At 63.8% G+C, this 25715-nt stretch carries 26 protein-coding genes; 13 read left to right on the top strand and 13 right to left on the bottom strand.

Annotated elements, in window-relative coordinates; genetic code table 11:
• The first annotated feature begins 122 nt into the window (after positions 1–122).
• The 3 genes from HB634_RS20155 (at position 123) to HB634_RS20145 (ending at position 1963) form a co-directional block, all read left to right on the top strand.
• Positions 123–1127, top strand: a complete 1005-nt coding sequence (locus HB634_RS20155; RefSeq protein ID WP_213949886.1) for an MBL fold metallo-hydrolase — start codon at positions 123–125, stop codon at positions 1125–1127.
• Between the two features lie 188 nt (positions 1128–1315).
• Positions 1316–1495 carry a hypothetical protein gene (locus HB634_RS20150; protein WP_213949885.1) on the top strand — a complete coding sequence of 60 codons (180 nt, stop codon included), beginning with the start codon at positions 1316–1318 and terminating at the stop codon, positions 1493–1495.
• 162 nt (positions 1496–1657) lie between these two features.
• On the top strand, positions 1658–1963 hold the full coding sequence (locus HB634_RS20145) for a hypothetical protein (protein WP_213949884.1): 306 nt from the start codon (positions 1658–1660) through the stop codon (positions 1961–1963).
• Between the two features lie 4 nt (positions 1964–1967).
• Here the strand turns inward: HB634_RS20145 and HB634_RS20140 are convergent, their stop codons facing one another.
• Both HB634_RS20140 and HB634_RS20135 read right to left on the bottom strand, forming a co-directional pair.
• Positions 1968–2264: a hypothetical protein gene (locus HB634_RS20140; RefSeq protein WP_213949883.1), complete on the bottom strand. Its 297-nt coding sequence runs from the start codon at positions 2262–2264 to the stop codon at positions 1968–1970.
• Positions 2265–2396: 132 nt separating this feature from the next.
• Positions 2397–3329 (bottom strand): AraC family transcriptional regulator, encoded by a 933-nt coding sequence (locus HB634_RS20135; RefSeq protein ID WP_213949882.1) that lies wholly within the window; start codon positions 3327–3329, stop codon positions 2397–2399.
• Positions 3330–3465: 136 nt separating this feature from the next.
• Here HB634_RS20135 and HB634_RS20130 point away from each other — a divergent pair, with 136 nt between their 5' ends.
• Positions 3466–4296: an oxidoreductase gene (locus HB634_RS20130; protein WP_213949881.1), complete on the top strand. Its 831-nt coding sequence runs from the start codon at positions 3466–3468 to the stop codon at positions 4294–4296.
• A 7-nt stretch (positions 4297–4303) separates the two neighbouring features.
• On the opposite strand, the gene HB634_RS20125 is transcribed toward HB634_RS20130, so the two are convergent.
• The 3 genes from HB634_RS20125 to HB634_RS20115 form a co-directional block, all read right to left on the bottom strand.
• Positions 4304–5470 (bottom strand): acyltransferase family protein, encoded by a 1167-nt coding sequence (locus HB634_RS20125; RefSeq protein ID WP_213949880.1) that lies wholly within the window; start codon positions 5468–5470, stop codon positions 4304–4306.
• Between the two features lie 104 nt (positions 5471–5574).
• Complete coding sequence (locus tag HB634_RS20120; protein WP_213949879.1) at positions 5575–6315, bottom strand: LytTR family DNA-binding domain-containing protein; 741 nt, start codon at positions 6313–6315, stop codon at positions 5575–5577.
• Positions 6312–7421, bottom strand: coding sequence for a histidine kinase (locus HB634_RS20115; protein ID WP_213949878.1), 1110 nt, complete (start codon positions 7419–7421; stop codon positions 6312–6314). Before HB634_RS20115 ends, HB634_RS20120 begins: the two co-directional genes overlap by 4 nt.
• Before the next feature lie 184 nt (positions 7422–7605).
• Here HB634_RS20115 and bla point away from each other — a divergent pair, with 184 nt between their 5' ends.
• The 4 genes from bla (at position 7606) to HB634_RS20095 (ending at position 11284) form a co-directional block, all read left to right on the top strand.
• On the top strand, positions 7606–8583 hold the full coding sequence (gene bla / locus HB634_RS20110) for a class A beta-lactamase (protein WP_213949877.1): 978 nt from the start codon (positions 7606–7608) through the stop codon (positions 8581–8583).
• A 43-nt stretch (positions 8584–8626) separates the two neighbouring features.
• Entirely contained in the window at positions 8627–9130 is a 504-nt protein-coding gene (locus tag HB634_RS20105; protein ID WP_213949876.1) for a DUF3455 domain-containing protein, read from the top strand.
• 166 nt (positions 9131–9296) lie between these two features.
• Complete coding sequence (locus HB634_RS20100) at positions 9297–10325, top strand: serine hydrolase domain-containing protein (RefSeq protein ID WP_213949875.1); 1029 nt, start codon at positions 9297–9299, stop codon at positions 10323–10325.
• A gap of 104 nt (positions 10326–10429) precedes the next feature.
• A complete protein-coding gene (locus tag HB634_RS20095) occupies positions 10430–11284 on the top strand; it encodes a PA4780 family RIO1-like protein kinase (RefSeq protein ID WP_063572946.1) in 855 nt (284 codons plus the stop codon).
• Positions 11285–11298: 14 nt separating this feature from the next.
• Here HB634_RS20095 and HB634_RS20090 read toward each other — a convergent pair whose 3' ends face one another.
• Positions 11299–12825, bottom strand: a complete 1527-nt coding sequence (locus HB634_RS20090; protein ID WP_345777518.1) for a glycosyltransferase family 39 protein — start codon at positions 12823–12825, stop codon at positions 11299–11301.
• Between the two features lie 209 nt (positions 12826–13034).
• Between HB634_RS20090 and HB634_RS20085 the strand changes: the two genes are divergently transcribed.
• Genes HB634_RS20085 through HB634_RS20075 form a run of 3 tightly spaced genes read left to right on the top strand, consistent with a single transcriptional unit; the run spans position 13035 to position 15889 of the window.
• Complete coding sequence (locus HB634_RS20085) at positions 13035–14051, top strand: ATP-binding protein (protein ID WP_213949874.1); 1017 nt, start codon at positions 13035–13037, stop codon at positions 14049–14051.
• Entirely contained in the window at positions 14044–15429 is a 1386-nt protein-coding gene (ntrC, locus tag HB634_RS20080; RefSeq protein WP_213949873.1) for a nitrogen regulation protein NR(I), read from the top strand. The genes HB634_RS20085 and ntrC overlap by 8 nt, the downstream gene beginning before the upstream one ends.
• 4 nt (positions 15430–15433) lie before the next feature.
• Positions 15434–15889 carry a GNAT family N-acetyltransferase gene (locus HB634_RS20075; RefSeq protein ID WP_213949872.1) on the top strand — a complete coding sequence of 152 codons (456 nt, stop codon included), beginning with the start codon at positions 15434–15436 and terminating at the stop codon, positions 15887–15889.
• A gap of 30 nt (positions 15890–15919) precedes the next feature.
• Here HB634_RS20075 and HB634_RS20070 read toward each other — a convergent pair whose 3' ends face one another.
• Positions 15920–18409, bottom strand: a complete 2490-nt coding sequence (locus HB634_RS20070) for a GGDEF and EAL domain-containing protein (protein ID WP_213949871.1) — start codon at positions 18407–18409, stop codon at positions 15920–15922.
• A 75-nt stretch (positions 18410–18484) separates the two neighbouring features.
• On the bottom strand, positions 18485–19612 hold the full coding sequence (locus HB634_RS20065; RefSeq protein WP_213949870.1) for a hypothetical protein: 1128 nt from the start codon (positions 19610–19612) through the stop codon (positions 18485–18487).
• A gap of 191 nt (positions 19613–19803) precedes the next feature.
• Here HB634_RS20065 and HB634_RS20060 point away from each other — a divergent pair, with 191 nt between their 5' ends.
• Together HB634_RS20060 and HB634_RS20055 are read left to right on the top strand one after the other, a co-directional pair.
• Positions 19804–21090: an acetyl-CoA C-acetyltransferase gene (locus HB634_RS20060; protein ID WP_063573310.1), complete on the top strand. Its 1287-nt coding sequence runs from the start codon at positions 19804–19806 to the stop codon at positions 21088–21090.
• Between the two features lie 20 nt (positions 21091–21110).
• Positions 21111–21656 carry an energy transducer TonB gene (locus HB634_RS20055; RefSeq protein WP_213949869.1) on the top strand — a complete coding sequence of 182 codons (546 nt, stop codon included), beginning with the start codon at positions 21111–21113 and terminating at the stop codon, positions 21654–21656.
• On the opposite strand, the gene HB634_RS20050 is transcribed toward HB634_RS20055, so the two are convergent.
• From HB634_RS20050 to HB634_RS20030, 5 genes are all read right to left on the bottom strand, one after another.
• Positions 21653–23584 carry a phospholipase D family protein gene (locus HB634_RS20050; RefSeq protein WP_213949868.1) on the bottom strand — a complete coding sequence of 644 codons (1932 nt, stop codon included), beginning with the start codon at positions 23582–23584 and terminating at the stop codon, positions 21653–21655. The two genes, HB634_RS20055 and HB634_RS20050, sit on opposite strands and share 4 nt — an antisense overlap.
• A 61-nt stretch (positions 23585–23645) precedes the next feature.
• Positions 23646–24200 carry a YceI family protein gene (locus tag HB634_RS20045; protein WP_213949867.1) on the bottom strand — a complete coding sequence of 185 codons (555 nt, stop codon included), beginning with the start codon at positions 24198–24200 and terminating at the stop codon, positions 23646–23648.
• Between the two features lie 8 nt (positions 24201–24208).
• On the bottom strand, positions 24209–24679 hold the full coding sequence (locus tag HB634_RS20040) for a histidine phosphatase family protein (protein ID WP_063573264.1): 471 nt from the start codon (positions 24677–24679) through the stop codon (positions 24209–24211).
• A 64-nt stretch (positions 24680–24743) separates the two neighbouring features.
• On the bottom strand, positions 24744–25376 hold the full coding sequence (locus HB634_RS20035) for a ParA family protein (RefSeq protein WP_213949866.1): 633 nt from the start codon (positions 25374–25376) through the stop codon (positions 24744–24746).
• A gap of 62 nt (positions 25377–25438) precedes the next feature.
• The gene (locus HB634_RS20030) at positions 25439–25636 is read right to left on the bottom strand and encodes a hypothetical protein (protein ID WP_063573266.1); all 198 of its coding nucleotides are present in this window, start codon (positions 25634–25636) and stop codon (positions 25439–25441) included.
• Between the last annotated feature and the right edge of the window lie 79 nt (positions 25637–25715).

Raw genomic sequence — 25715 nt, 5'->3', positions numbered from 1 at the left:
TCGTCAAGGCCGAGGGATCATCTATTGGTGCGCGGCGATCACCTCGGTGATTCTCCGTGTACGGCTAGTGATCCCGCGCCACGCCGCGCATCCTCCTCAAGGAAGATCTTGAGGATTTGCACATGACGCACCGCCATCGTTTCTGTCGCGCATTTCTGGCCAGCGTGCTGGTCATCGGCATCGGTTCGACCTTCGTCACCGAGCACGCATCTGCCGCCGCGCCGATCGTCGGCACACAGGCGCCCGGCTACTACCGCCTGATGTTGGGCGACATCGAGGTCACCGCGCTCAGCGATGGCACGATCGATTTTCGTATGGACAAGCTACTGATCGGCGCGTCGGCCGACACGATCAAGGGTGACTACCGTAGGGCATTCCAGTCGATTCCCGCCGAATCGTCGATGAATCAGTTCATCGTCAACACGGGCAGCAGGCTGGTGCTCGTCGATACAGGTGCTGGTACCTTCTATGGGGCCACCTTGGGAAAAATGACCGATAACCTGCGGTCGGCGGGCTATGCGCCCGAACAGATCGATGAGGTCGTCATCACCCATATGCACGCCGACCATATCGGCGGACTGGTGACGAACGGTGACAGGACATTCCCGAATGCGGTTCTTCGCGTCGACAAAGCCGAGTTCGATTACTGGATGAATCCCGCGAATGAGGCCAGGGCATCGAAAGCTGTTCGAATCAACTTCGACGTCGCCCAGAAGACCTTCGGTCCGTATATCGCAGCCGGCAAAATACAGCTGTTCGATGGGGAGACACCCATCGCTCCGGGCATTCGGGCTATTCCCCAACCGGGCCACACGCCTGGTCACAGCTTTATTGCGGTAGAGAGCAAGGGCAAGAAGCTGGTTCTGTGGGGCGATGTCGTTCATTCCTCGGTGGTGCAATTCCGTGACCCATCGGTACGTATCGTGTGGGACAGCGACAATCGCGAAGCCGAACGCGTGCGCCTGGCAGCATTTGCCGACGCGGCAAGGAATGGTTATCTCATTGGCGCAGCCCACCTGCCGTTTCCATCGTTCGGTCACGTTGCCAGGTCCGATGACGGCAAGGGCTTCATCTACGTACCGCTGAATTACACGCAGAACCGGCAGGGTGAGGCGAAGTCGGACTGAGGCATGTGATCCGCGGGATGGTTAGGTGTCGTTACGCGCGTCCAAGAAACATCTCAGTGGAGCGGCTCGCGCGTAGTCCATCAACATGTCTTCGAGCGTTTGCCTACGACGTATCGGGTGAATTCTTCGCTTCTGCGATAGCGCTGAACGACGACGTTGTCCTACGGAAGGTCGATATAATTCGCCGCATGACAACCAAACGAATGAAGTTTCCCATTCAGGATTTTCCCATCCGGGGGACCATCCTGACTCCTGCGGTACGTGCGGCAGCGATTCGCGACGCGGTGATGTCGCTTGCCGCTGAAGGTGCGCTGGTGCGTGGAAAGTATCTCGGCTGCCCGCCTGTTAAGGCAATGAAGAAGCGCTGAGTCATGGACTCTCGGACACGGAAGCCCTTCACGAGCGTCTTCATCAATTGTCCGTTTACTGAGGACTACGCTTCTCTCTTCGAGGCCATGGTTTTCACCGTTCTCGCATGTGGATTTCGACCGAGATCCGCCCTTGAGAAGGGGGATAGTGGCGAAGTACGCATGGATAAGATCACTCGCCTTATCAAGGCTTCGCCCTACAGCATCCATGATCTGTCGGCCGTCGAGTTGGATGTGGCAAACCAGCTTCCGCGCTTCAACATGCCCTTCGAGCTCGGTCTCACGCTTGGGATCAGGGCCGCTGGTGGTGAGCATGCCGGCCACATGGTGCTGGTTCTCGAGCGCCGGGAATACACCTCCCAGAAATGCCTGTCCGACATTGCTGGCCAAGACCTGCAAGCGCATGGCGGGGACGAAAGGTCCGGTGGCTGCACCCTGCGCGCGGCCACCGGATCTTCTCAGGTATGACTAATTACTTACCCTCGGGAACGAGGTTAGCCAGCTTGCCCTTCTTGTCGAACTGGCAGCTGAAGTTCTTCTTGCCGTCCATGCCCGCATCGGCGGTGCCGGCGATGGAGTAGCCGGAGCCGGAATCAGCGGCCTGGATCGGCTGCAGTTGGATGTAGTCGTTCTTTACGTCGTACTTCTTCGCTGCGGCATCGAGGCAGCGCGTGGTGAGCTTGCCCGGATCGGGTCGGTCGGAAGCAAAGGCGTTCGGGGCCAGGATCAGGCCGAGGGAACCGGCCAGCAGCAGGGCGGAATGGCGCATGGGTCTTTCTCCGTACGAGGCACGAGGCCGGGGTTATTGCCGGATCGAGTGTGCCCTTCGGTTCCTTGCGGCAGGATGAATTCCGGCGCCGAAAAGGTTAAAACCATGTCAAATCAGTGCATTAGGGTCGAATCAGTGCGACGAGACGAACGGGGAAGGCGTCAGCGCCTCCGGCATGGCGAAGTTCCGCTTCATCCGCGCCACTTCTTCCACCGGGGGCCTGCCGAACAGTCGCCTGAATTCGCGGCTGAACTGCGATGCGCTTTCGTAACCGACGGCGGTCGCCGCCGATGCTGCCGTGGTGTGTTGTCGAAGCATGAGCAGCCGCGCCTGATGCAAACGCGTGGACTGCACATAGCGCATGGGCGATGTACCCGTCATCGCGCGAAAGTGCGCATGGAAGGTAGGCGCGCTCATCGCCGCTTCGCTCGCGAGTTCGCCGATGGTCAGTGGTTCGCGATAACGGCTGTGGATCATGCGGATGGCTCGGGACACCATGCCGAACTTGCCCTGTTGCGCGAGCGCAGCGCGCAGCGAACCGCCCTGCGCGCCGGAGAGGATCCGATAGTAGATTTCGCGCACCAGCGCAGCACCGAGAACGACGCCCTCTGGGGGTTTTACCAGCGCTTCGAGCAGACGCAGGACGGACGCTGAAAGCGCTTCCTCCATGGGTGAGGCATACAGTCCTCGCGGGGTCGCCGACGACACCCCGCGCAACGCGTCGATCTGGACGCAGAGCTCCGCAGCCATTGCGTGGTCCAGCCGAAAGTAGATCGCCAGCAAGGGCTCGTCCGCGGAGGCGTCCGTCTCCATCGTGAACGGCACGGGGACGGACACGACGAGGTAGTGCTGCGCGTCGTAAACGAATACGTCGTCGCCTAGCAAGCCACGCTTGCGCCCCTGCACGACGATGACGATGCCGGGCTCGTACAGCACAGGTGTACGGCTTAACGGCCGATCGGCGCGGAGAAGACGCACGTCCGGCAGCGGCGTCAGCGTGTAGCCCTCGCCCGGTGCGAGTTCGCGGAGCAGGGCGACCATGCGGTCACGGAGGGGCGATTCCATGCGCTCACTGTCCGCCTTCGCAAGCCGCCCCGCAAGCGCCTCTCATAGGATCAGGCAATCACGCCACATGCCGGGCCATGGGACGCAGCGCATCCGGGAATTACGATGGCTTCCGTTCCTGACCAGGAGGCTATCCATGTCCCGTAAGACCTTTTTCATCACCGGCGTCAGCAGTGGCTTCGGCCTGGCCCTCTCCCGCGAAGCCTTGTCCGAGGGCCATCGCGTGATCGGCACCGTTCGCAACGACGACGCTCGGCGTGCGTTCGAGGCGCTGCACGACGAACGCGCCCATGCCGTGTCGCTGGATGTCACCGATATCGAAGCCATTCCAGACGCTGTCGCCGAGGCGGAATCGCGTTTCGGTCCGGTGGACGTTCTCGTAAACAACGCCGGATACGGCCACGAGGGCATCTTCGAGGAGTCGCCGATCGAGGCCATGCGCCGGCAGTTCGAGGTGAACGTCTTCGGTGCCGTCGCGGTCACGCAGGCGTTCGTGCCGCGATTCCGCGAACGTCGCCACGGACACATCGTCAACATCACGTCGATGGGCGGATTCATTACGATGCCCGGCATCGCCTATTACTGCGGCAGCAAGTTCGCGCTCGAAGGGATCAGCGAGGTACTGGGCAAGGAACTGGCGCCTTTCGGTGTGCACGTCACCGCCGTTGCCCCCGGTAGCTTTCGTACCGACTGGGCCGGGCGATCGATGCAGCGGTCGCCGCGAAGCATTGCCGACTACGACGCCCTCTTCGACCCGATCCGGCGAGCTCGACAGGAGATGAGTGGCAAACAGCTTGGCGATCCCGCTAAAGCGGCCAGGGCTATCCTCGCCCTCGTCGAGCTACCCGACCCGCCTGCCCACCTGATCCTCGGCAGTGACGCTCTCTCCCTCGTCCGCGGCAAGCTGGCCGCCATGGTGGCGGATATCGACACGTGGGAGATCCTGACGCGATCGACGGACGGCTAGTCGCTATCTACTGGTAGTCATCGCGTATCACGCGCTGTGCTTCAGCCGAAGCCAGTCGCGGAGCCGCTCGCTTCGCTTTCATTCCAAAGGCGAGGCGCAGCGCGGCGAACCTCCGCACACATCCTTCGTAAAGGATCACGCACGTGCCCATGCTGAGGGCCAGAACGACGACGTACTTCGTCCACGGCGTCCACGACATCGGAATGACGTAGTACCCGATCGCGACGATGACGGTCTGGTGCAGGATGTAGACCGGGTAGCTCGCCTCTCTCGCCCAGCGAAGCAGTGGATTCACGAACGAGAGGTAGCGATAGCCATAACCGACGAACACCATGACCCATAGCCAGGTGAAGATATTCGCGCCGACGCCATCGGCTATCGAATCGTGACGGATGATGCCCGTGTTGAACCCCGAGACCAGCAGGACGAACACGGCGAGCCCCATGATGAGCGACCAGCGGCGAACATCGGAAAGCCACTTCCAGGTGCCCGGGATGGATGCCATGACGTATCCGTAGGCGGTCAGAAGCAGGTAGTGATTGAAGATGTACCAATCGCTGACCAGGTTATGCGTCTCCGGAAACACCGGTTTCAGGAACGCCTCGTTGATACCAAGCGGGATGCCGAGCAGAAACAGCCAGGCGCCGGGGGGCAGCCGCGGCGAAAGTCGCTTCCACCAGAGCATCGCGGGAAGCAACAACAGGATGTAGACGTAGAGATAAGCGATGAACCACAGGTGGTGCCAGCTGAAGTCACCCGCCGGGTAGGGATGAAACTGGAGCACCCGCGTCACGTAGAACGTCAGGTAGTCGCCCACCCATTGCCCACGAAGCAACCGTTCGTAGTAGATCTGCGGTGGAACGACCAGGAACATGCCGATGACCAGAGGCACGAGTAGTTTTCGTGTTCGTTCCCGAAGGAACTGTGCCGTACTGCGTCGCTGCAAAGCGAACCACATGCCCGCGCCGGCAATGACGAAAAGCAGCGGCATGCGCAATCGATGGGCGATGTCCATGGGCCATTGCAGGGCCGGAATGGTCTGGGCATTGACGACGTGCCAGCCCCAACCGACGAAGATCATCCCGGTGTGGAAGAAGAACAGCACGAAGATGGCGATGACGCGCAACCAGTCCAGGAAGTCGTAGCGTTCCTGCCGTTCGTCGGTAGCATGCATGGATTCAGTCCCCTCTCCTGGCGATAGGCGGGAGCCTGAGGCATCGGTTGTCGGTCCGCAGCTGAAAGGGGGCGAGCGGAGTGATTTGCGGGGTGAGCCGGCCGCTATCGACCCATGCGGGCAAATAACGCCTCGCGATACCGTCGACTGAGTCGGAGCGTGCGGCCGTCGCGAAGATGGATGTCGTAATCGCCTTTGAAGAGGGGCGTAAGCGACCCGACCGAACCCAGATTCACCGCTGTGGACCGATGTATCCGCACGAAGCGCTGCTCACCCAACTGCGAAAGCAAGTCCTGCAGTGTCCTGCGCAGCAGGTAGGTGCGGGAAGCCGTATGCACATGAACGTAGTTGTCGTCCGCTTCGAGCCATTCAATGGAAGCCGCGTCGATCAACTGTAGCCGGTCACCATCGGGCACCAGAAGGCGCTCACAGCGCGGTGTCTGTGCGCGCCCCATCGTCACCGCCGTCGCGCCGGATTCATGGGAGTTCAGCCTTTCCCGAACGCGTTGCACGGTACGCACGAAGCGATCCCGATCGTACGGCTTGAGCAGGTAGTCGATCGCGTTGAGGTCGAACGCCTTGGCCGCGTGGGCGTCGAATGCGGTGACAAACACGATCAGCGGAGCGCTCGATGGCTCGAGCTGCGCCGCGACATCGAGCCCCGACAGCGTCGGCATCTGGACATCGAGGAAGGCAACATCGGGACGAAGTTGTTCGATACACCGCGCTGCCGACAGTCCGTCTTCGGTCGATCCGACCACGGTGATGTCCGGTTGCTCAGCCAGCCAACGTTCGAGTTTCTCGCGTGCCGGGGCCTCGTCGTCGGCGAGCATGGCGCGGATCATCGGATCGCGCCCGCCAGGGGTATCGAGACGCGCGCAGCCACGCCGTCGCCCTCGTTGCGCACCTCCAGGAAGGCCGCCTCGCCGTAGATGATGCTCAGTCGTTCCCTGCAATTACGAAATCCCACCCCGTCATGGTGGCCGGGTGGCAGCAAGGAACCCGAGTTGCTCACGACGATGTGCAGCGCGCCCTCTGCGCGCCGGACTCGAATGCCGATGCGCACCGGCGTTACCGTGCGCTCGACGCCGTGTTTGAACACGTTCTCGAGCAAGGGCTGCAACAGGAGTGCCGGAACGGACACGTCGATGAGCGTCGGATCCGTCTCCCAGTCGAGCGTCACACGGTCGCGGAATCGCTCGCGCATGACATCCGTGTAAAGCGCCAAGGTGCGAAGTTCCTCCGCGAGCGGCGTCATCTCGTTCTCCGTCGTCCGAAGACTGATGCGCAGCAGGTCTCCGAGGGTCGCGACCAGACGGTCGGCCCGCGCCACGTCGGTCTGCATCAAGGCAGACACGGTGTTGAGTGCGTTGAACAGGAAATGCGGACGCAGCTGGCCCTGGAGTTGCGCGAGCTGCGCCTCGGTCAGTGCTTTCTGCGTCTGCAACAGACGGTGTCGCTGGAGTTGCCACTGCCCATAGGAATCGATCCCGAACAGGATCCCGAGCCACAGTCCTGTGAACAGCGTCAGCTTGACGCTTTCGTAGGCAAGCACGAAGCCCCAGCCCGAGTGCTCGTAGGTACGGCCCATCGAGGCGTAAACGCCATGCCGTATCCCATATGCCCCGGCAATGAACGTGACGATAATCAGAGGAAGCCACCGCAGGTAGCTTGCGAACCAGGTCAGGGGCTGGTTCAACAGCGGCGCGTAGCGGCCGCGAACCCGGACGGCGAGCCACATCCATCCTGTCGCGATCAGTGCGGAACTTCCCTCCCACAGCACAGGCTCCCACCAGCGGGTGAGCGGATTGCGTGAGGCGTCCTGGAGGGCGGACGTGATCATGAGTAACCAGAATGCCGTCCAGATCACGGACAAGGCCGCCAGCGGAAGCGTGGCACCGTGATCGGGCTGGGCGCCTGCCGGCGCCGGGCGAGTGGACAGGTTCGTCATGATGCGGGAGTGTACCGACGCCCGTGGCGACGGGCGTCGACTATGTGGCAAGCGGGACCTGTAAGGGGTGAGTGGCCACCGCCGCGACGGGCGGCCGGCGCCCCCAAAGTGCCTCATTTCAGCCACGGCGTGAGCCGCTCGCCCCGCAACCATGGGCGTCCGTTACTCCTGGGAATGCGTACCGATGATGATGCAACTGCTCCGTGGGATGGTCCTGTCGTTGGCGGTGGGCGCCGCCTTTGCCGCACCGGCCGATACGAGTCTGAAGGCCTTGCTTGATCACGTGGCGAAGGAAGCGCGCCCCGGCACGCTTGGCATCATCGTTATGGATCCGGCTAGCCGGAACACCATCAAGGTGAATGATGGCCGCGGCTACCTGATGATGAGCGCCTTCAAGGCGCCCGTTGCGGCCGCGGTGCTCGCTCGCGTCGACAGTGGTGCGATCAGGCTCGACCAGAAGGTGCATCTGGTACCGGCGGACATCGTGCCGGGTTCGGCGGTGCCGTCCCTTGGCAAGCGGCTGGAAGCGGGGCCGGTGGATGTCTCCGTCGAAGAGCTGCTTCGAGCCGCCGTGACGCAGAGCGACAACACGGCCGTCGACGCATTGCTCAACCTCCTGGGAGGTGGTGGTGTCGCCACCCGGTTCCTCGAGAGCAAGGGCGTCCATGGCATGCGCATCGACATGGGCGAGCGCGAGCTGAGCCGGATGTTGAACGGAAGGAAGCCCGGTGAGCAGCCCCTCGCCGGCGAGTCCGACGAGGCCGCCGATGCGCGTGTGAAGAGGGGCTTCGAGGCGGTACTGGCCAGCAAGGTGAACACGACGACGCTCGATGGCGCGGTGGCTTTCCTCGACAAACTCCAGTCGGGTGCACTTGTCTCGCCGTCCTCGACGAACATGTTGCTGGGCATGATGACCGCGCAGGTCATTCCCAATCGCATTCGCGCCGGGTTGCCCGCCGGATTCCAGTTGGCCGACAAGACGGGTACCGCTGGTACCTATAGCGATCGTCTGGGTGCCTGGAACGACATGGGTATCGTGACGGCGCCTGATGGCCGCCGCATGATGGTTGCGGCCTTCCTGAGCGACTCCCCCGCCAGCCCGAAGCAGGCCGATGCGTGGTTCGCCGAGATCGGGCGGTTGGTCGCAGGCTCGATGCAATGATCGTCCGCGTATAGTCAGGGCGTCGCGTATTCCGGAACCTCCGATGAGAAAGCTACGTATCCCCCGTACGATCCTGGCCAGTTGCGTACTCGCCTCCATGGGCAGCATAGGCACGGTCAGCGCCCAGGGCGCCCCGGCAAAGCCATCTGCCATCGAAGCCTTCGGCAAGGGCGTGCAGATCTACACGTGCAAGCCGGCCGCAGCAACTTACGCATGGACACTGAAAGCGCCCGAAGCGACGTTGAGCGACGCAAAGGGCAACGTCATCGGTAAGCACTTCGCAGGGCCGAGTTGGCAGGCGAACGATGGCAGCACGGTCGTCGGCGAAGCGCTGAACGCGTCGCCCTCGCCGGATGCCGGTGCCATACCGTGGATCGTTCTCCATGCGAAGTCGCAGACGGGCAACGGCGTGATGAGCAAGGTCGCGTATGTCGTACGTACCCGCACGGAAGGCGGCGTGGCACCCGCCACGGGTTGTGACGCCAGCCACATCAACGCGGAAGTCCGCGTACCGTATAGCGCCGTCTATATCTTCTTCCCCGGCTAGGGTCTGCACCCGCGCGGCGAGAGGCATTCGTTCGTCGATACAACGTCGATCTTGTAGGCACAACGTCGTGGCACTTTAAACCAGAGCACCTCGTCAGGCATCGAAGCAAGCGTCGCTGTCGTCGGGGAGGTAGCCTGTGAAGTCAGTTCACTGGTGCGGAAGGATCGTGGCGCTTTGGATGCTCGTGATCTCGGGTAGTGCGTGCGCATCGGAAGGCAGCGTTGTCGCCCTTGATGCTTACCTTGACCAGGCTCGCCAGGCGGGGCTGCTGAACGGCAACATCCTGATCGCGAACCACGGAGAAGTCATCCTTCGCCGGGCGATGGGATATGCGGACGGATCGCAAAGCGTGCCGTTGGCGTTCTCGGACCGATTCGATATAGGGTCCATCGCTAAGGAATTCGATGCCGTCGGCATCATGATGCTTGCGGAGGAGGGACGCCTCTCCCTCGACGACACCGTATCGAAGTTCATCCCCGACCTGCCCTCATGGTCGAAGACCATCACAGTGAATGATCTTCTGCACTATACGAGCGGCCTGCCCGACGTTGACTGGAATACGGTAGACAACGACGCCGACAATTTCAGGAACCTGCGCGCTCTTAAAGCGCTCGATTTTCCTTCTGGTACGCACTATGCGTACAACAATAACAATACGTTCCTGCGCAGGCGGGTGATCGAGAAGGTCAGTGGCCTGAGTTTCGAAGCCTTCCTGAAGAAGCGGGTCTTTCCAAAGGCCGGTATTCGCGATGCTGTCGTCGATCCCGTCGAAGGGTCGCTCCGCGTCGCCAAGGGATTTGACGCGAATTTCAAGCAGGACCCGACGAGGGTCTATCTCACGGGATGGACAGCGCTGACGGTCGATGACTTACTGACATGGTCAAACTGCGTGACGACGTTCTGCCTCATCAGCCCGAGAAGTACCAGCCAGATCCTGGCTACCTCAAACCCGAAGTGGCAAAGCGGGTTTGGACATGGGGAAATGGAAGGCGGTCGGGTCGTACGCCACGTGCACGACGGAAACGACCACAACTTCCAGGCACTCTTGATGGCGGACCCACCGAAGGGCCGCACGATCATCCTTGTAACGAGCCAGAATCGAAACGACGTATACGCCGTCGCCGAGGCAATCAACGCGATTCTCGATGGCAAGGCATACCTGCCTTTACGCGAGGCAGCGGTGCGGCGCCATTGACCCCTCCGGCACCGGGCGGGGGCGGAATTGGCGCTATGTGCAGGAAAATGTGAGAATTAAGGGTCAATGGCGGCCCTCGCCATGCTACTGACCCAAGAGATACCTTGAAGACCCCCCTAGGCCTGCAGCCGTTGATCGACGACGGCATCATTGACGACGTGCTCCGACCGCTGAAGAGCGGCAAGGAGGCGGCCGTATACGTTGTCCGTAGCGGCAACGACGTACGCTGCGCCAAGGTCTACAAGGACATGGCTCAGCGTAGCTTCCAGCAACGCGTGCAGTACCAGGAAGGCCGCAAGGTCGGCAGCAGCCGCGAGGCGCGCGCCATCGGCAAGGGCAGCAAGTACGGGCGCAAGCAACAGGAAGTGGCCTGGAAGAACGCGGAGGTCGATGCGCTTTACCTGCTGCGCGACGCTGGCGTTCGCGTGCCCGAGCCGTTCGGCTATTTCCACGGCGTGCTGGTGATGGAACTGGTGACGGACGCCGATGGTCTGTCCGCACCCCGCCTGGGTGAGGTCGATCTCAGCGCCGATGAGGCGCGGGAATACCACCGGATCCTCGTGCAGCAGGTTGTGTTGATGCTGTGTGCCGGTCTGATCCATGGCGACCTTTCCGCGTACAACGTCCTTATCGGCCCGGACGGCCCCGTGGTGATCGATTTTCCGCAGGTCGTCAGTGCGGCAGGAAACAATGCGGCGCGCACCATGCTGCTGCGTGACGTCAACAACCTCACCGCTTACCTTGGCCGATCGGCGCCCGAGCTGCTGGACACGTGGTACGGCGAGGAAATGTGGGCCTTGTTCCAGGCCGGCGAACTCCGCCCGGACACCGAACTGACCGGTCATTTCGAGCCGGATGAAACCGAGGTCGATCTGGACAGCATCCGGGAGTCCATCAACGACGCCCGAGAAGAATGGCTCATCAGGCAGCAGGGCCGCGAGGCGGCGGAAGAAGACTAGGGCAGGGCTGCGCCTTACCCAAATTCGGGCCCGTAGCTCCAAAGCTCACTCCACGCCTTGCGCGCAGGGCCGCAGACAAAGATGTCGGGATGATCCCGGCTCTCTTCATTGACGACGCCCCACGCGTTACCCGAGTGTCCCGCGAGCCGGCAATCGCTGAAGAGTTCATCGGCGCGCTCGCGTGAACTGCCCAGCACGATCACGGTGTGTGGCGGCGTCGTTGGGTAGCCACGCAGCCATCCGGTGTTCACCGCAGTAATCGGCGGCGGCAGGTCATAGGCCTTCCCGAGTAGCGCGATAGCGCCTTGCTCGCCGTAGTTGCCCACCACGATGCCCAGATCGGCCCGTTGCTCGGCAGGAAGGGCATCACGAATGGTGGCAACCCGTGTGACGAGCTCGTCCCAACCGATCTTCTCGCGCAGGTCGTTGTTCCTCTTGAGCGCGAAGTCCCGCAGCGGACCGTTTGATGCCAACGGCATGATGATTAATGCCGCGTAGATGCCGATAACCGCGACACCGCTGAATAGCAGTGTCGCTGTTCCGACCCGCCATGCAGGGCGGAGGGTGCGCAGCCACCGCTCTCCCATGACGGACCCCATGGCCAGCAGCATGGGATACGCCGCGCTGACGTAGTAGAAGCGGCCCCGCAGAAGCATGAACAACAGCAGGGGGACGACGTACATCCAGGCCATCATGCGGTAGCGGCGCGCCCGGAAGTAACCGACCAGACCCGCGATCCAGACCGGCGCCGCAACAAGGTTGGCATTGATGAGGAATTGATCGCGCAGGAAGCCGTCCGCGCGTCCTTCATTGACGTCACGGGCGTGGATCGCTTGTAGGAACCGATAGGAAATGAAGTCGTGCCTGACCAGCCAGGCGAGGTTGGGGGCAAAGACCAATATCACGACAGCTCCGCCGGCCCAGAACCAGCGGTTCGTCAGGTATCGCCGTGCGTCGGTCAGAAGCACGCCTACCAGCACGCCCACGAGCTCCATCGCTATCGAGTATTTGGTCTGCAGGCCAAGCCCGGCAAACAGGCCGATCGCGACCCACCAGCGTGGGTCGTGATCACGCAGTAAGCGGATCACGCTCCAGGCGATAAGCACCCACCACAACATATCGAACGACGAATACTGGAACATGGTGGCATTGCCCATGGGCGCGGGTGACAGCCCGATGGCGGTGGCCGTAAAGACCTGCGCCAGACGTCCACCACCCAGGTCACGCGCCATCAGGCCGCCGACCAGAATCACCACGGTTTGGGCCAGTACCGAGAACAGCCGCAGCCCGACCAGCGACAGGCCGAACATCTTGAACGCCAGATACTCCAACGCAGACGTCAGCGGTGGGTAGGGTACGAAGCCCCAATCCAGATCCTGCGCGTCGTTCAGGAACTGGAGTTCATCCCGGTGGAAGCCGTATTGCCCGTTGGTCAGCACGTGGGCGGTGCCGAAGAGCACAGCAATGATGAGTACCGGGGTGATGCTTGCCGTGGGGAGCACGGCTCCCGTCGGGAGTTTGGACAAGTAGCGGCTGTGCACGTTGGAATTCCCCAGGATCGTTGGGCCCAATATTCCCGGTTGGTCGTTCCCGGAACAGATGTAAAGGGTCGAGTTGACCGGATTCAGGGACGAAGGGTGGTCGCATGGGGATAAGTGGTGCTCCGCCGTGGTCCTCCCTGCCGGTACAAGCCGAACCCCTGCGAATCTGTCCTGTTGCGGCCCCCGACCAACCTCCCTACATTGGTGCAATGCACGCACCAGATCAGGCTGACCTCCTAACCTTGCTCGGCACCGGCCTCGCCGTCATCGGCGCGGACCTTTGCGTGAACTGGCTCAACCCCGCCTTGGGCGAGGTCCTCGACGTCGGTCCCCGGACGGCGGTAGGCCAGCCGTTGCCGGTGCTGATGCGCGAGCCCTCACTAGCCTCCCAGCTAGAGCGCACGCTGCTGGAGCGCCGCCCCTTCAACCTCCGTGGCGCCACCTTCGGCGTGGCGCGGGGGCGCGAGATCACTGCCGACCTGACCATGCAGCCACTGGACGACGGTCGGCTGCTGGTCGAGGTGCACCCGCTGGCGCCCGAGCTCAACGCGGCAGCCGGCACGCCGCTCTCGGCCACGCTGCGCGGCTTTGCCCATGAAGTGAAAAACCCCCTGGCCGGCCTCCGTGGCGCGGCCCAGTTGCTCGAACGCCGGGTGGCCGACAACGACCTCCGCCAGCTGGCGAGCATGGTGATCGCCGAAGCCGACCGCCTGGCTGCCCTCGCCGACGGCCTGCTCCGGCATCGTGGTGCAGCACGCCTTGGCCCGGTCAATGTCCACGAACTGCTCGAGCGTCTCGAGGGTCTGGTCGGTGCCGAAGCCGACGCGCTGCGCGTTCGCCACGACTACGACCCCAGCCTTCCGGACAGCCTGGGTGACACCGACCGCCTGCTTCAGGTGCTGCTCAACCTCACCCGCAATGCCAGCGAAGCCGGCGCGACGACGATCACCCTGCGCACCCGCGTCGAGCACGGTGCCCGTCTGGGCGAGCGCACGGTGCGCGCGGCGCTGCGCATCGACGTGATCGACGACGGCCCGGGCGTACCCGACGATCTGCGTGATTCGCTTTTCCAGCCGCTGGTCTCGGGCCGTCCCGATGGCACCGGCCTCGGCCTCGCCTTGTCGCGCGAGATCGCGCTCGAACACGGCGGCGACCTGCGCTTCACCAGTCGCCCCGGCGAAACGGTGTTCTCCCTGTACCTTCCGATGGAGCGGCACCATGACTGAAATCTGGATTGCCGACGACGACCGTGGCGTGCGCTTCGTGCTCGCCGAGGCCTTGCGCGATGCAGGGCATACGGTGCGCGAGTTCAGCGCGGGCGATGCGGTACGTGCGGCGTTGGCGGAAGGAAGGCCGGGCTTGCTGGTCACTGACGTGCGCATGCCTGGCGAAGACGGACTGCGCCTGCTCGAAGACCTCACTCGCCGCAACATCGGCCCCGTGATCGTCATGAGCGCCTACACCGATGTCGCCACGACGGCGGCGGCATATCGCGCGGGCGCGGCGGATTATCTCGCCAAGCCCTTCGACCTCGACATGGCGGTGGAGGCCGTAGAACGCACGCTCGCCGCCGCGCATGAAGAAGTGATCGTTCCCGCTGGCCGCGTCGATGCGCACTCGCTGCTCGGCGAAAGTCCGGCGATGCGCGAAGTGTTCCGCTTGATCGGCCGCGTCGCCGCGAGTGATCTCAATGTGTTGATCACCGGCGAAACCGGCACCGGCAAGGAGCTCGTGGCGCGTGCGCTGCATGAAGAAAGCGCACGCAGTGGCAAGCCCTACGTCGCGTTGAACACGGCGGCCATTCCGGCCGAGCTGCTGGAGAGCGAACTCTTCGGTCACGAGGCGGGTGCATTTACCGGTGCCCAGCGGCGCCACGCCGGGCGCTTCGAGCAGGCCGAAGGCGGCACCTTGTTTCTCGATGAAATCGGCGACATGCCGATCGCCTTGCAGACGCGCCTGCTGCGCGTCCTGGCCGGCGGCGAGTTCTACCGCGTGGGCGGTCGCGAGCTGATGCGTGGCAACGTGCGCATCATCGCGGCGACGCACCAGGATCTGGATGCGCGTGTGGCCGCCGGCCTCTTTCGCGCGGATCTGAAACATCGCCTGGATGTGGTGCGTATCGAGCTGCCGTCCTTACGGCAGCGTCGCGGCGACATCCCCGTGCTGGCGCGCCACTTCCTCGCCCAGGCCGCGGCCGAGCTGAAATTGCCACCGAAACGTTTCTCGCGCGGGGCGATGAAACTGGTCGAGCAACGCGACTACCCGGGCAACGTGCGCGAGCTGGAAAATCTGTGCCGCCGTCTCGCGGTGATTGCACCGGGTGCGGAGATTCTCGCCAGCGACCTGGGTGCGCTACCCGCACGCGAAACACGCAGTAGCGAATGGACCGATGCCTTGCGCATCTGGGCCCAGGACGCGTTGGCGCAAGGCGAGGTGGACGTGCATGCGCGTGCCCGCGATGCGCTCGACAAAACCCTGCTGCAGGCCGCCCTCATCGCCAACGACGGGCACAGGCAGCACGCCGCCGCCGCCCTCGGCGTCGGTCGCAATACCCTCACGCGTAAACTTGGCGCATCGCGCAAGCGACGCCCTTCCAACGGATAACGGCATGACTCTTTACATTCGCCGCGCAGGCATCGACGACGCGGATGCGATCGCTGGCTGGAACATTGCCATGGCCTGGGAAACGGAGAACAAGACGCTCGATCCGGCGACCATCGGCCGTGGTGTGCGCGCTGTATTCGATGAGCCTCGACGAGGGTTCTATCTGATAGCCGAGCTCGATGGCGTGGCGGTCGGCTGCCTGCTGGTCACTTACGAGTGGAGTGACTGGCGTTGCGGGGACTTCTGGTGGGTGCAGAGCGTTTACGTGGCGCCCGAGGCACGGCGTGCCGGGGTGTTCCGTGGGCTTTACGCGCACGTGAAGGCGATGGCGGGTGGCGCTGGGGCCGTGGGTGTGCGGTTGTACGTCGAGACGGAGAACGAGCGTGCGCAGGCAACGTATGCCGGTCTCGGCATGGAACGTTGCCACTACTACATGTACGAGGCGATGCTGGAATCGTGATTCGCCTCCTACGAAGAGCACGGCACCTGGCTAGGTCTGGGGGACGCGGGGGTCGCCCATGTCGACGGCGGCGATGCGTTCTTCGAACTCGCGTGCGGGCACGGCCTTGCCGAAGAGGAAGCCCTGCATTTGCGGGCAGCCGGCGGAGCTCAGGAAGTTAGCCTGTTCCACGCTTTCGACGCCTTCGGCGAGCACCTTTTTGTTCATGCCGCTGCCCATCGCGATGATGGCGCTGACGATGGCGGCGCTGTCGTTGTCCCACGCGACATCACGGATGAAGGTGCGGTCGATCTTCAGGGTGTCGACGGGGAAGTGCTTCAGGTACGACAGGCTGCAGTAGCCAGTGCCGAAGTCGTCCAGGCTGAGCGACACGCCCAGTGACTTGATCCGGTGCAGGAGGTCGGCAATGTGGTCGCCACCTTCCATTACCGTGCGTTCGGTGAGTTCCAGCTCGAGCAGGGTGGGATGGAGTCCGGTCTCATCGAGCACGCCGCGCAGCGACTCGAAGAAGCGCGTGTGCTGGAATTGCAGCGCGGAGACATTGACCGACACGGAGAGAGGCCGATACAGGCGCGCCCAGATCTCTGCCTGCCGACAGGCTTCGCGCAGTGCCCACTCGCCAATCGGCACGATAAGCCCGCAATCCTCGGCCACCGGAATGAATTGCTCCGGCGTATAGATATCTTCGCCATCCACTTGCCAACGCAGCAGCGCTTCGGCACCGACCACCGTACCCAGGTTCACGTCCACCTTGGGCTGGTAGTGCAGGCTGAGTTCGTTGCGTGCGAGCGCCTTGCGCAGCTCCACCTCGATGCGGACACGCGCGGTGTTGCGCTCGTTCATGCTGGCGTTGAAGAAGCGATAGCCGTTACGGCCCTGCATCTTCGCTTCGTACATGGCGGTGTCGGCGTTGCGCAGCAGTGACTCCGCGTCGAAGGCGTCGTCAGGATACACGCTGATCCCGATGCTGAAACTGATCGCGAGCGCCGATGCATCCACCCCCACGGCTTCGCTGCAGGCTTCGAGTACGCGCTCGGCGACAGCGGCCGCATCGGAGGCGCCGTCGACGTGAGGTAGCAGGGCAACGAACTCGTCGCCACCCAGCCGGCTCACGGTGTCGTCCGGGCGCACGGCGGCGCGGATACGTCGCGCTACTTCCTGTAGCAGGGCATCGCCCGCTGCGTGGCCCATGGAATCGTTGATCTGCTTGAAATGGTCGATGTCGACAAAGAGCAGGGCAGCACGCTGGTTGCGACGGGCAGCCACGGTGACCGCAAATTCCATGCGCGATTGCAGCAGCGCGCGGTTGGGCAGGCCGGTGAGCGTGTCGTGGTGCGCCAGATGCGCCATCTTCAGCGCGAGTGCACGGGTTTCGCTCACGTCGTGGAACACCACCACGCCGCCGACCACGTTGCCGGCGTGATCGTGAATCGGCGCGGCCGAATCCTCGATCGGGCTGTCGAAGCCGTTGCGATGCACGAGGATAGCGTCCGTGGTCAAGCCGATGATGGTGTTCTTGGTCACCGCGGTAAGTAGCGGATTGGGAATAGGCCGGCGTGTGAGCGGGTCGCGCAGCTGGAAGATGTCGTCCATGGGTCGACCCACGGCCTCATGGCTGGACCAGCCCGTCATCGCTTCGGCGATGGGATTGAGCGAGGTGACGATGAGGTACGGATCCGTGGTGATCACGGCATCGCCGATGGACTTGAGCGTGACCTCGGCCAGCTCGCGCTCGCGGAACAGCGCGTCCTCGAAGGCCTTGCGCTCGGTCATGTCGATGACCTGGGAGATGAAGTACAGCGGTTCGCCGTGTTCGTCGCGTACGAGGGAAACGGTGAGCAGCGCATGCACGATCTGCCCGTCGCGGCGGATATAGCGCTTTTCCAGATGATAGGAGGCGCGCTCTCCCGCGATGATCTTCTGCACCAGCGCGAGGTCCGTCGCCAGGTCGGCCGGGTGGGTGATGTCCTGATAGGCGGAGGTGAGCAGCTCCTGATCGGAGTAGCCGAGCATGGTGCACAGTGCATCGTTCACCTGCAGCCAGCGTCCGGTCGGCAGGACGAGTGCCATGCCGATCGCGGCGTGGCGGAAGGCTTGCGAGAAACGGCGCTCGCTTTCCTTCAGGCGCGCTTCGAGCATGTGCCGGCCGGAGATGTCGGCCAGGAGGATGGAGACACCACGGATGCTGCCATCGGGACCGACATCCGGCGTGAACGTGGCTTGGGCGTAACGCTGGTCGTCGTCGCGACGTATTTCGCGATCGGCAATGACGGGTTCGCCGGCAAGGGCGGCAGTGACGCCTGGTTCGATGCGGGCGTAGACCGAAGGCGCGATGACTTCATCGAGCCGGCGTCCGATGAGGCCGTCTCGCTCGATCCCCATCCAGGCCGTATACGCGGGGCTGGCGAAGCGATAACGCAGCGACGTGTCGACGTAAGCCATCATCGCCGGCGCGCGGTCCAGCAGATAGGCCGCCCAGTCGGTCGGGGCATCGGTGGTGGGTGGCGCTGGATGACGCATGCGGTCGCCGAAGGGACGATGCCTCAACTCTAATGCGTCCCCGCGGCTGCGTATATCGAAGGATTCTTAAAAACGTCAGTGCAACACGGGCGCCGGTGCGGAAAGCGCACCCTGTGCGTCCAGCAGCACTTTGCCGAGCGCGTGGACCTCGGTGGCCGTGTCATAACGCCCGGCCAGCGCATCCAGCAGTGGCCCCAGGGCATCGGGGGCGAGCGGGTAGCCATGGGCGAGGATGCGCGCCTTGCCCGGCGAGGGCTGGGCGACGGTCACCACGGCCATGCCCAGGCCCGCGGCTTCATGGGCGTAAAGCAGGGGCTGCGGCAGGGCGGGATCGGCATCGGCCATGGCTTCGATGAGATAGCCAGCGGTCTGCGCCGGCTCCCCCTCCAGGTGCAGGGGCACATGGTGGGCGGCGAGCAAGGCAGCATACTGGCGCAGCTCGAAGATGGTGCCGGCGAACTCGTGGGCGGGATTGTCCCGCTGGGTGCCCGCGCGGGCGAACCAGCCGGCTATGCCGGGAATGCCGACGCGACCTTCGGCGTAGCGCAACGGCAGGCCGCGCGAGCCCAGCGCGGTTTCTTCTTTATATGGCGTGAGCAGAGCGGCTTCGAGCATGGTCCACAGCGGCGCCAGGTTCACGTGCTCGTACTGCACGCAGGTGAGCGCGAGGAGGTCGTCGCGGCTTAGGTAGCGCGCATGCTCGAGGCGCACGCCGAGGGTCCGCATGAGGAAATCCGCCGTCGCCGAGCCGGCTTCACCGCGACCGACCAGCTCCACTTCCATCTTCGCGGTGAGTTCCTCGGCGAGCTCCACCGGCGCCAGCAGCATCCAGGGAACCAGGCGCATGGGGCCACCCGCATAGCGCGCATCCGGCACGAGGGGCTGCGCGGGCATGTGGCCTTCGTGGGGGCCGAAGGCCACCACGCCACCGGCGGTGGTCACGCGAGGCACGCGCCGGGCCAGCTCTTCGAGCGTGGCGAACACGGGAAAACCGGGGCGCAGCAGCTCCACGCCATCGAACAAGGCACCAACCAGGGCGAAGCGCGAGGCCTCGACCCCAGGCAGCAGCGCGCGGAGGTCGTCGGCGACCAGGGCGGCCAGCGTCTGCGCTTCGTCCCGGGTCAGCTCGAGCCGATCGGGCATCTCGCCCTCGGCCAGTTCCAGCGCCAGGAGGGCGGGGCAGGCGATCAGCGACTCGTTCACGGCAGGTTTTTCCGAACGGCAAAGGAACGCGATTCTATCATCCACGCATATCGGGCTTTCGCCCGGAGGGGATGCGGGTTAGCCTTGCTGATACGCGTTCGTCGGCGATCGTCGGCGTCCGCGAGCCCTTCGCCTGCAAACGGCTATCGCCGCGGCACCCCTTTACGATCCTGGATTGTCCTTTTAAGAGCATGGAAAAGTCGCAAAAGCGCGTGGGTGTGGTCGGCGGCGTCCGCATTCCCTTCTGCCGCAACAACACCGCCTATGCCGATGTCGGCAATTTCGGGATGTCGGTCAAGGTGCTTGGATCGCTGGTCGAGAAGTTCGGCCTGCATGGCACCGAGCTGGGTGAGGTGGCCATGGGCGCCGTCATCCGCCATTCGTCGGACTGGAACCTGGCCCGTGAGGCCCTGCTTTCGTCGGGGCTTGCCCCGACGACACCCGGCATCACCACGGCGCGTGCCTGCGGCACGTCGCTGGACAACGCGATCATCATCGCCAACAAGATCGCCGCCGGTCAGATCGAGGCCGGCATCGCCGGCGGCTCGGACACCACCAGCGACGTTCCCATTGTCTACGGCCAGAAATTTCGCAAGCGACTACTGGCGCTGAACCGTGCGAAGACGCTCAAGGAGAAGTTCGCCGTCGCGACGCGCGGTTTCTCCCTGAAGGAACTGAAGCCATCCTTCCCCGGCGTGGCCGAGCCGCGCACGGGCAAGTCCATGGGCGACCACTGCGAGCTGATGGCGAAGGAATGGAAGGTCGGTCGTCTCGAGCAGGACGAGCTCGCACTCTCCAGCCACAAGAAGCTGGCTGCGGCGTACGAAACCGGCTTTTTCGACGACCTCGTCGTGCCGTTCCGTGGTCTCAAGCGCGACGGCTTCCTCCGTGGGGATTCCACACTGGAGAAGCTGTCCTCGCTGAAGCCGGCGTTCGACAGGACCACCGGCCAGGGCACGCTGACCGCGGGAAACTCCACCGGCTTGTCCGATGGCGCGGCCGCCGTGCTTCTGGCCAGCGACGAATGGGCGTCCAACCGTGGCCTCTCGATCCAGGCCTACCTCACGCACGCGCAGATCTCAGCCGTCGACTTCGTCCATGGCGAAGGCCTGTTGATGGCGCCGACCGTGGCCGTGCCGCGCATGTTGAAGCAGGCTGGCCTCACCCTGCAGGATTTCGACTTCTACGAGATCCACGAAGCCTTCGCGGCGCAGGTGCTCTGCACGCTGCGTGCATGGGAATCCGACGAGTATTGCCGTAACCGGCTGGGCCTAGATGGCCCGCTGGGATCGATCGACCCGTCGAAACTCAACGTCAACGGCTCCAGTCTCGCGGCGGGTCATCCCTTCGCGGCGACCGGTGCGCGCATCGTCGCCACGCTGGCGAAGATGCTCGAGCAGAAGGGTTCGGGCCGCGGCCTGATTTCCATCTGTACCGCGGGCGGCATGGGCGTCACGGCGATTCTCGAACGTCCCTGATCCCCATCCGTCAGATCCGCATGCTCGCACTTCGCACCAGTACATCGTTCAGCGCCCTCGGGCTCGTCGTCGGCATCGCCGCGACGAGCTGGCTCACCGCGCTCACCTATGAGCGCGCACCTGCGACCCGCCCGCTGGCCGAAGTCGTCATGCCGAAGCTGTCGTCCAGGCCCGCGTGGACACGGCCGTCCGCGCCGGACTCGTCGGCGTCCGCGCCGCGAGCCCGCACGCACGTGGCTCCCGAACGCGCGGCTCCCGAACGCGCGGTTGCCTCGCGCAGCGACGCCGCGGCCACGCCCGATCCCCTCGTGCCCGTCTACATGCCCTCGCCGCGCTACCCCATGGCAGCGCTACGCGCGCAACGCGAAGGCCAGGTGATCCTCAATGTCACGGTCACCCAGGACGGCGACGTCACCGATGTCAGCGTCGGTCATAGCAGCGGCGACCTCGACCTGGATCACGCAGCGACCGATGCCGTTCGGGGCTGGCGCTTCGCCGCGGCGGACAATCGTCCGTCCCGTTACACCGCCGACCTGCCCATCCGCTTCGAACTCACGCGCTTCTAGAGAATGCCGGCCGCCGATGAGCCGAACGCGGTAATCATGCGGGTGTAGATGAGCTTCAGCGAGACGTCGACTTCGGGGAAGTCGCCCACCGGCTCGTAGCATTCGAAGAAGCGGGGATCGGTCCAGCGCATCGGAATGCAGCCTGGCTTGAGCTCGTAGCTGGTGGCGTAGCGGAATGGCCACAGATCGAAGAACGGCAGGCGCTCCGAGACATCGCCGATGAACTCGTTCACCGACGACAGCACGGGGATCTTCTTCTCGCGCGGGCCGATGACCCAGGCGTTGCCGGGCTCGGTGTCCTGCATGATCGAATCGCGCAGGCGGTCCGAGAAGCGCTTGTCGTAGATGATCACACCGGATTCGGTGTTGTAGTGGTCGGAGCGCGGATCGAAATTGTGCGTGCCGACCATGGCGAACGTATCGTCGACGACGATCGACTTCGCGTGGAGTCCGAAACGGATACCCTCGGTGCTCAGCGGTGCGGGGCGATGACGCGCACCCCGTCGCGAATGACTCCCCGCACTGAGGAAGCCGGACGACTCCGAGGGCTGCAACCCGCCATCGGCATCCGTTTCCCTGGATGCACGTCGGCTATGGCCGCTGCCCGAGCCAGTGGCGGCAAACGGTGGTTTGGCCGGGGCCGTCGACGGGTTCTCGAGCGCGTCGATGTCGGCGTTTTCGGGGTGCGGCTTCAGCTCGTAAATCTCGAAGCCGTAATCGGTGAGGTAACGCTTGCGGTGTTTGTAAGACAGCGCATACACAGCGAACGCATCGGTCGAGGCCAACGAGTTCGTCGAGACGACGATGCGCGGCGGCGTCGGCTGCTCGTGCAGGCGGTTGAAGATCTTCCGCGCCGGTTTGCTCATGACCAGGTAGGGCGTCTGCAGGATGATCTCGCTCTTCGCGTTACGCACCAGACCCATGATGTGTCGGGTAAGTTCACGTGCTTCGCGACGCTTGGGCTCGTCGGTTTTGCCCGGGAGGTCCGAAAGATACTCGATGCGATTCATCCGCAGCGTGGCGCGCATGATCCGGTCTTCCAGCCACCCGGCATCTTCGGCATCGCTGATCATCTGGGCGACGCGGTCGGGATGATCGTAGGTCGGCGGCAACCAGTGCCGCGTGTCGTCGGTGTCGGCGATGAGCTCACGGTTCACGTCATGCAGATGGGTCAGCCGGACCGAGCGCTTATGCGTCCAGAACTGTTCGAAGCTGTCGCCCATGGTTTTCGCGGCGGGACCGCCCACCATGACATCGCGGTCGATGTAGTCGAAGCTGCCGTCCCAGTCGAAGTAGCGGTCTTCGTAGTTGCGACCGCCGGTGATGCCGATGAGATCGTCGACCACGATCAGCTTGTTGTGCATCCGCTGGTTGAACTTGTAGAAGCAGCAGAGAATGCCGGCCGCGAACTCCAGCGGTGGCGTCCGGGCGCTGTGGAAGGTGGGGTTGTAGAGGCGTACCTCCAGGTTGTCGCTGGCGCGGGCGAGCGTGGCGAGCAATCCCGGATCGCCGAAGGAAAACAGCTGGTCGGCGAGGATGCGCACATGGACGCCGCGCCGCGCGGCCTGGATCAGTTCGTCGAGGACCAGTTTGCCCGCGTCGTCCTGCTCCCAGATGTAGGTCTGCACGTCGATGCTCTTCGTCGCCGCACGAATCAGGTTGACCCGGGCGGCCATGGCCTGCTCGCCATCCTCGAGCAGCGTTGCCACATGGACCGGTTTGTCGGCGGTCGAGGCTGCGTTGGCTTCCTTCGCCGCGTCGATCAGGGGGGACGGTGTCGCGCAACGGTCGGCCTGGTCACAGGTGAGCTGACGGTCGACCGTCAGGGTGACGACCGCGTCCGCCTGCCGGATGCGCGTGCGCGACAGCGAGCAGCCGCCGGCAAGGAGCGTGGCGGTGAGGAGCAGGATCGTAAAGAAGCGGCGCATGCCGCAGATGATAGGGGACCGGTGACAACGCCAGGTGAGCTTGAGGCGCTCGCCGGGGTTGTCAGGACGCCTCGAGCACGATAGCCATGCCCAGGTTGACACGGTCGGACAGGGCACCACGGCGGCCGCGCATCTCGAAGTCGGTGCGGTCGATCGTTCCCTGAAGCTGGAGGACGCAGCCGGCCAGGGATTCTGGCGGACAGCGGTTGCCTTGCAGGTGGAAGGTCACCGGTTGGGTGATCCCGCGCAGGGTGAGCTTGCCCACGACATCGCCGCCCCGGGTAAGGATGAGGAGGGGCGTCGGCAGGGATTCAAAATGGATAGTGGGGTAGTGGACGGAGTCGAAGAACTCCGGCGCGAGTACCCAGCGCCGGAGTCGGGCCGATTCCATACGGATACTTTCGGTATCGATGTCGGCGCGGACCACGGCGGTCTGTGCGGCGTGATCGATCGAAACGTCACCACGAATACCTTCGAAAGCGCCCGAGATGTTGCTCACCCAGAGCAGGCGAACGCTGAACTCTGCGCGTGAACGCACGGGATCGATTCGCAGGTCGGCGGCGGCCAGAGGCGCCGCCGACAGGAGAAGAGCGATCGCCGCAAACAGGTGACGCATAAAGCTACTCAGTTTGGTGGAGACCAGAACGTCTCAAGCTTGGCTTTGCCGGGTTCCAGCGGACCATCGAAGACGAGCCGGGCCATGCCACCGGGCGGCATGCCGCGGTAATCCTCGGAGCGCCCTTCGACAAGGAAGGCTACCAGTTGTTCGATGCCAGGATTGTGACCGACGAGGACCACGCGCTCGACATCCGATTGCTTGTCGAGGAGGTCGTACAGATCGCCGACGGTGGCGTCGTAGATCTTGTCGTCGTAGGTGGGCTTGATCTGGCCGAGGGCCAGCGCCGCGGTTTCTTTCGTGCGTTCGGAAGGGGAGCAGAGCACGCGATCGTAGTGGATGCCGTGGCTTGCGAGCCATTCGCCCGCCGCGCGGGCTTCGTTCTGGCCGTGCTCGGTGAGTTTTCGCTCGCGATCGTCCTTGCCGTCCTTGCCGTTCGGAGATGCTTCCGCGTGACGCAGCAGGATGAGTTCGTGCATGGGTACCGTTCTCCGCAATGCCACGTGACGTGGCGTGGTGCAACCAACGCGTTCCCCATCCGGCTCAGGTGCTGCGCTTTATCCAGCGAAGCAGTTTTGCCCAGTCGTCCTGGTGTCCGCGTACGTTTTCCGAGTGGTAATCGAAGATGCCCTTACCGAGCGCCGTGAGCAAGACGTACGCTTGCGAGTCGCGAAGTTCCGCAACCACGGGAAAAGGAGCGCGCTCGCCGAGTTCGGCGACCGCAGCCTGGCTGGCATTGGTCCAGGGTTTGAGACGGTTGCCGACCAGGGCGACCGGCAGCTTGCCGCGCTTGACCCGCGGGATGGCCTGGAGCACGGCGAGGAAGTCGAGCGTCGCGTCGAGGTCGAAGTGCGAAGGCAAGACCGGCACGAGGATGACATCGGCCTTTTCGAGGTAAGGCTCCAGCTCTTTCTCGCCGACGCCTGCAGGGGTGTCGACGATGGTTCGCTGGATCTCGGCCGGTAGCCGGTCGAAGGCCCGGCGGCTGCCCTCGACGGCGGTGACGCCCGGGACGTTCTCAGGGCGTCGACTGACCCAGCGCAAACTGGACTGCTGTCGGTCGGCGTCGATGATGGCCGTCTGCTTCCCGGCCTGTGCCCAGTGGGTGGCGAGCTGGGTTACCAGCGTTGTCTTGCCACACCCACCCTTGCTGCTTGCTACGAGCGTCGTAAGCATTCGCGCGCACCTGCCTTGGGAGGCCTCCTAGCCTACACACCCTGTCGACCCACGCAAACGGGTCAGAACATCTTTGCGCGGACTTTCGGCAGGACGACGAGAATGAGGGTGGCCACGGGGCCGAGGAAGAGCGAAAGCGCCCACCAGGCCAACCCGCTGCGGTTCTTGCCTTGGGCCAGACCTGCGTTGATCAGCGTGAGGGTGCCCCAGCCGACGAAGAAACCAGCCGGTGCGCTGGTGAAGAGGGCAAAGTGATCCACTGTAAACTCCTGTTCTGTCGCAGGATTGATTGGTGCGGTCATGCGGACAGCTGTCCCGATCCCCCCGCGCTCAGACCGA

This window comes from Luteibacter sp. dw_328, from assembly GCF_018449605.1.
In the GTDB taxonomy this organism is placed as follows: Bacteria; Pseudomonadota; Gammaproteobacteria; order Xanthomonadales; family Rhodanobacteraceae; genus Luteibacter.
The sequence above is the reverse complement of the archived record's forward strand: the minus strand, read 5'-3'. Positions and strand labels throughout refer to the sequence as shown.

Coding starts and splice junctions, on each gene's coding strand:
- HB634_RS20150 (WP_213949885.1), top strand. CDS start 1,316: ATGACAACCAAACGAATGAAGTTTCCCATTCAGGATTTTCCCATCCGG.
- HB634_RS20055 (WP_213949869.1), top strand. CDS start 21,111: ATGCTCGCACTTCGCACCAGTACATCGTTCAGCGCCCTCGGGCTCGTC.
- ntrC (WP_213949873.1), top strand. CDS start 14,044: ATGACTGAAATCTGGATTGCCGACGACGACCGTGGCGTGCGCTTCGTG.
- HB634_RS20075 (WP_213949872.1), top strand. CDS start 15,434: ATGACTCTTTACATTCGCCGCGCAGGCATCGACGACGCGGATGCGATC.
- HB634_RS20155 (WP_213949886.1), top strand. CDS start 123: ATGACGCACCGCCATCGTTTCTGTCGCGCATTTCTGGCCAGCGTGCTG.
- HB634_RS20135 (WP_213949882.1), bottom strand. CDS start 3,329: ATGGAATCGCCCCTCCGTGACCGCATGGTCGCCCTGCTCCGCGAACTC.
- HB634_RS20120 (WP_213949879.1), bottom strand. CDS start 6,315: ATGATCCGCGCCATGCTCGCCGACGACGAGGCCCCGGCACGCGAGAAA.
- HB634_RS20115 (WP_213949878.1), bottom strand. CDS start 7,421: ATGACGAACCTGTCCACTCGCCCGGCGCCGGCAGGCGCCCAGCCCGAT.
- HB634_RS20070 (WP_213949871.1), bottom strand. CDS start 18,409: ATGCGTCATCCAGCGCCACCCACCACCGATGCCCCGACCGACTGGGCG.
- bla (WP_213949877.1), top strand. CDS start 7,606: ATGATGATGCAACTGCTCCGTGGGATGGTCCTGTCGTTGGCGGTGGGC.
- HB634_RS20130 (WP_213949881.1), top strand. CDS start 3,466: ATGTCCCGTAAGACCTTTTTCATCACCGGCGTCAGCAGTGGCTTCGGC.
- HB634_RS20140 (WP_213949883.1), bottom strand. CDS start 2,264: ATGCGCCATTCCGCCCTGCTGCTGGCCGGTTCCCTCGGCCTGATCCTG.
- HB634_RS20050 (WP_213949868.1), bottom strand. CDS start 23,584: ATGCGCCGCTTCTTTACGATCCTGCTCCTCACCGCCACGCTCCTTGCC.
- HB634_RS20040 (WP_063573264.1), bottom strand. CDS start 24,679: ATGCACGAACTCATCCTGCTGCGTCACGCGGAAGCATCTCCGAACGGC.
- HB634_RS20085 (WP_213949874.1), top strand. CDS start 13,035: ATGCACGCACCAGATCAGGCTGACCTCCTAACCTTGCTCGGCACCGGC.
- HB634_RS20060 (WP_063573310.1), top strand. CDS start 19,804: ATGGAAAAGTCGCAAAAGCGCGTGGGTGTGGTCGGCGGCGTCCGCATT.
- HB634_RS20145 (WP_213949884.1), top strand. CDS start 1,658: ATGGATAAGATCACTCGCCTTATCAAGGCTTCGCCCTACAGCATCCAT.
- HB634_RS20045 (WP_213949867.1), bottom strand. CDS start 24,200: ATGCGTCACCTGTTTGCGGCGATCGCTCTTCTCCTGTCGGCGGCGCCT.
- HB634_RS20105 (WP_213949876.1), top strand. CDS start 8,627: ATGAGAAAGCTACGTATCCCCCGTACGATCCTGGCCAGTTGCGTACTC.
- HB634_RS20125 (WP_213949880.1), bottom strand. CDS start 5,470: ATGCATGCTACCGACGAACGGCAGGAACGCTACGACTTCCTGGACTGG.
- HB634_RS20035 (WP_213949866.1), bottom strand. CDS start 25,376: ATGCTTACGACGCTCGTAGCAAGCAGCAAGGGTGGGTGTGGCAAGACA.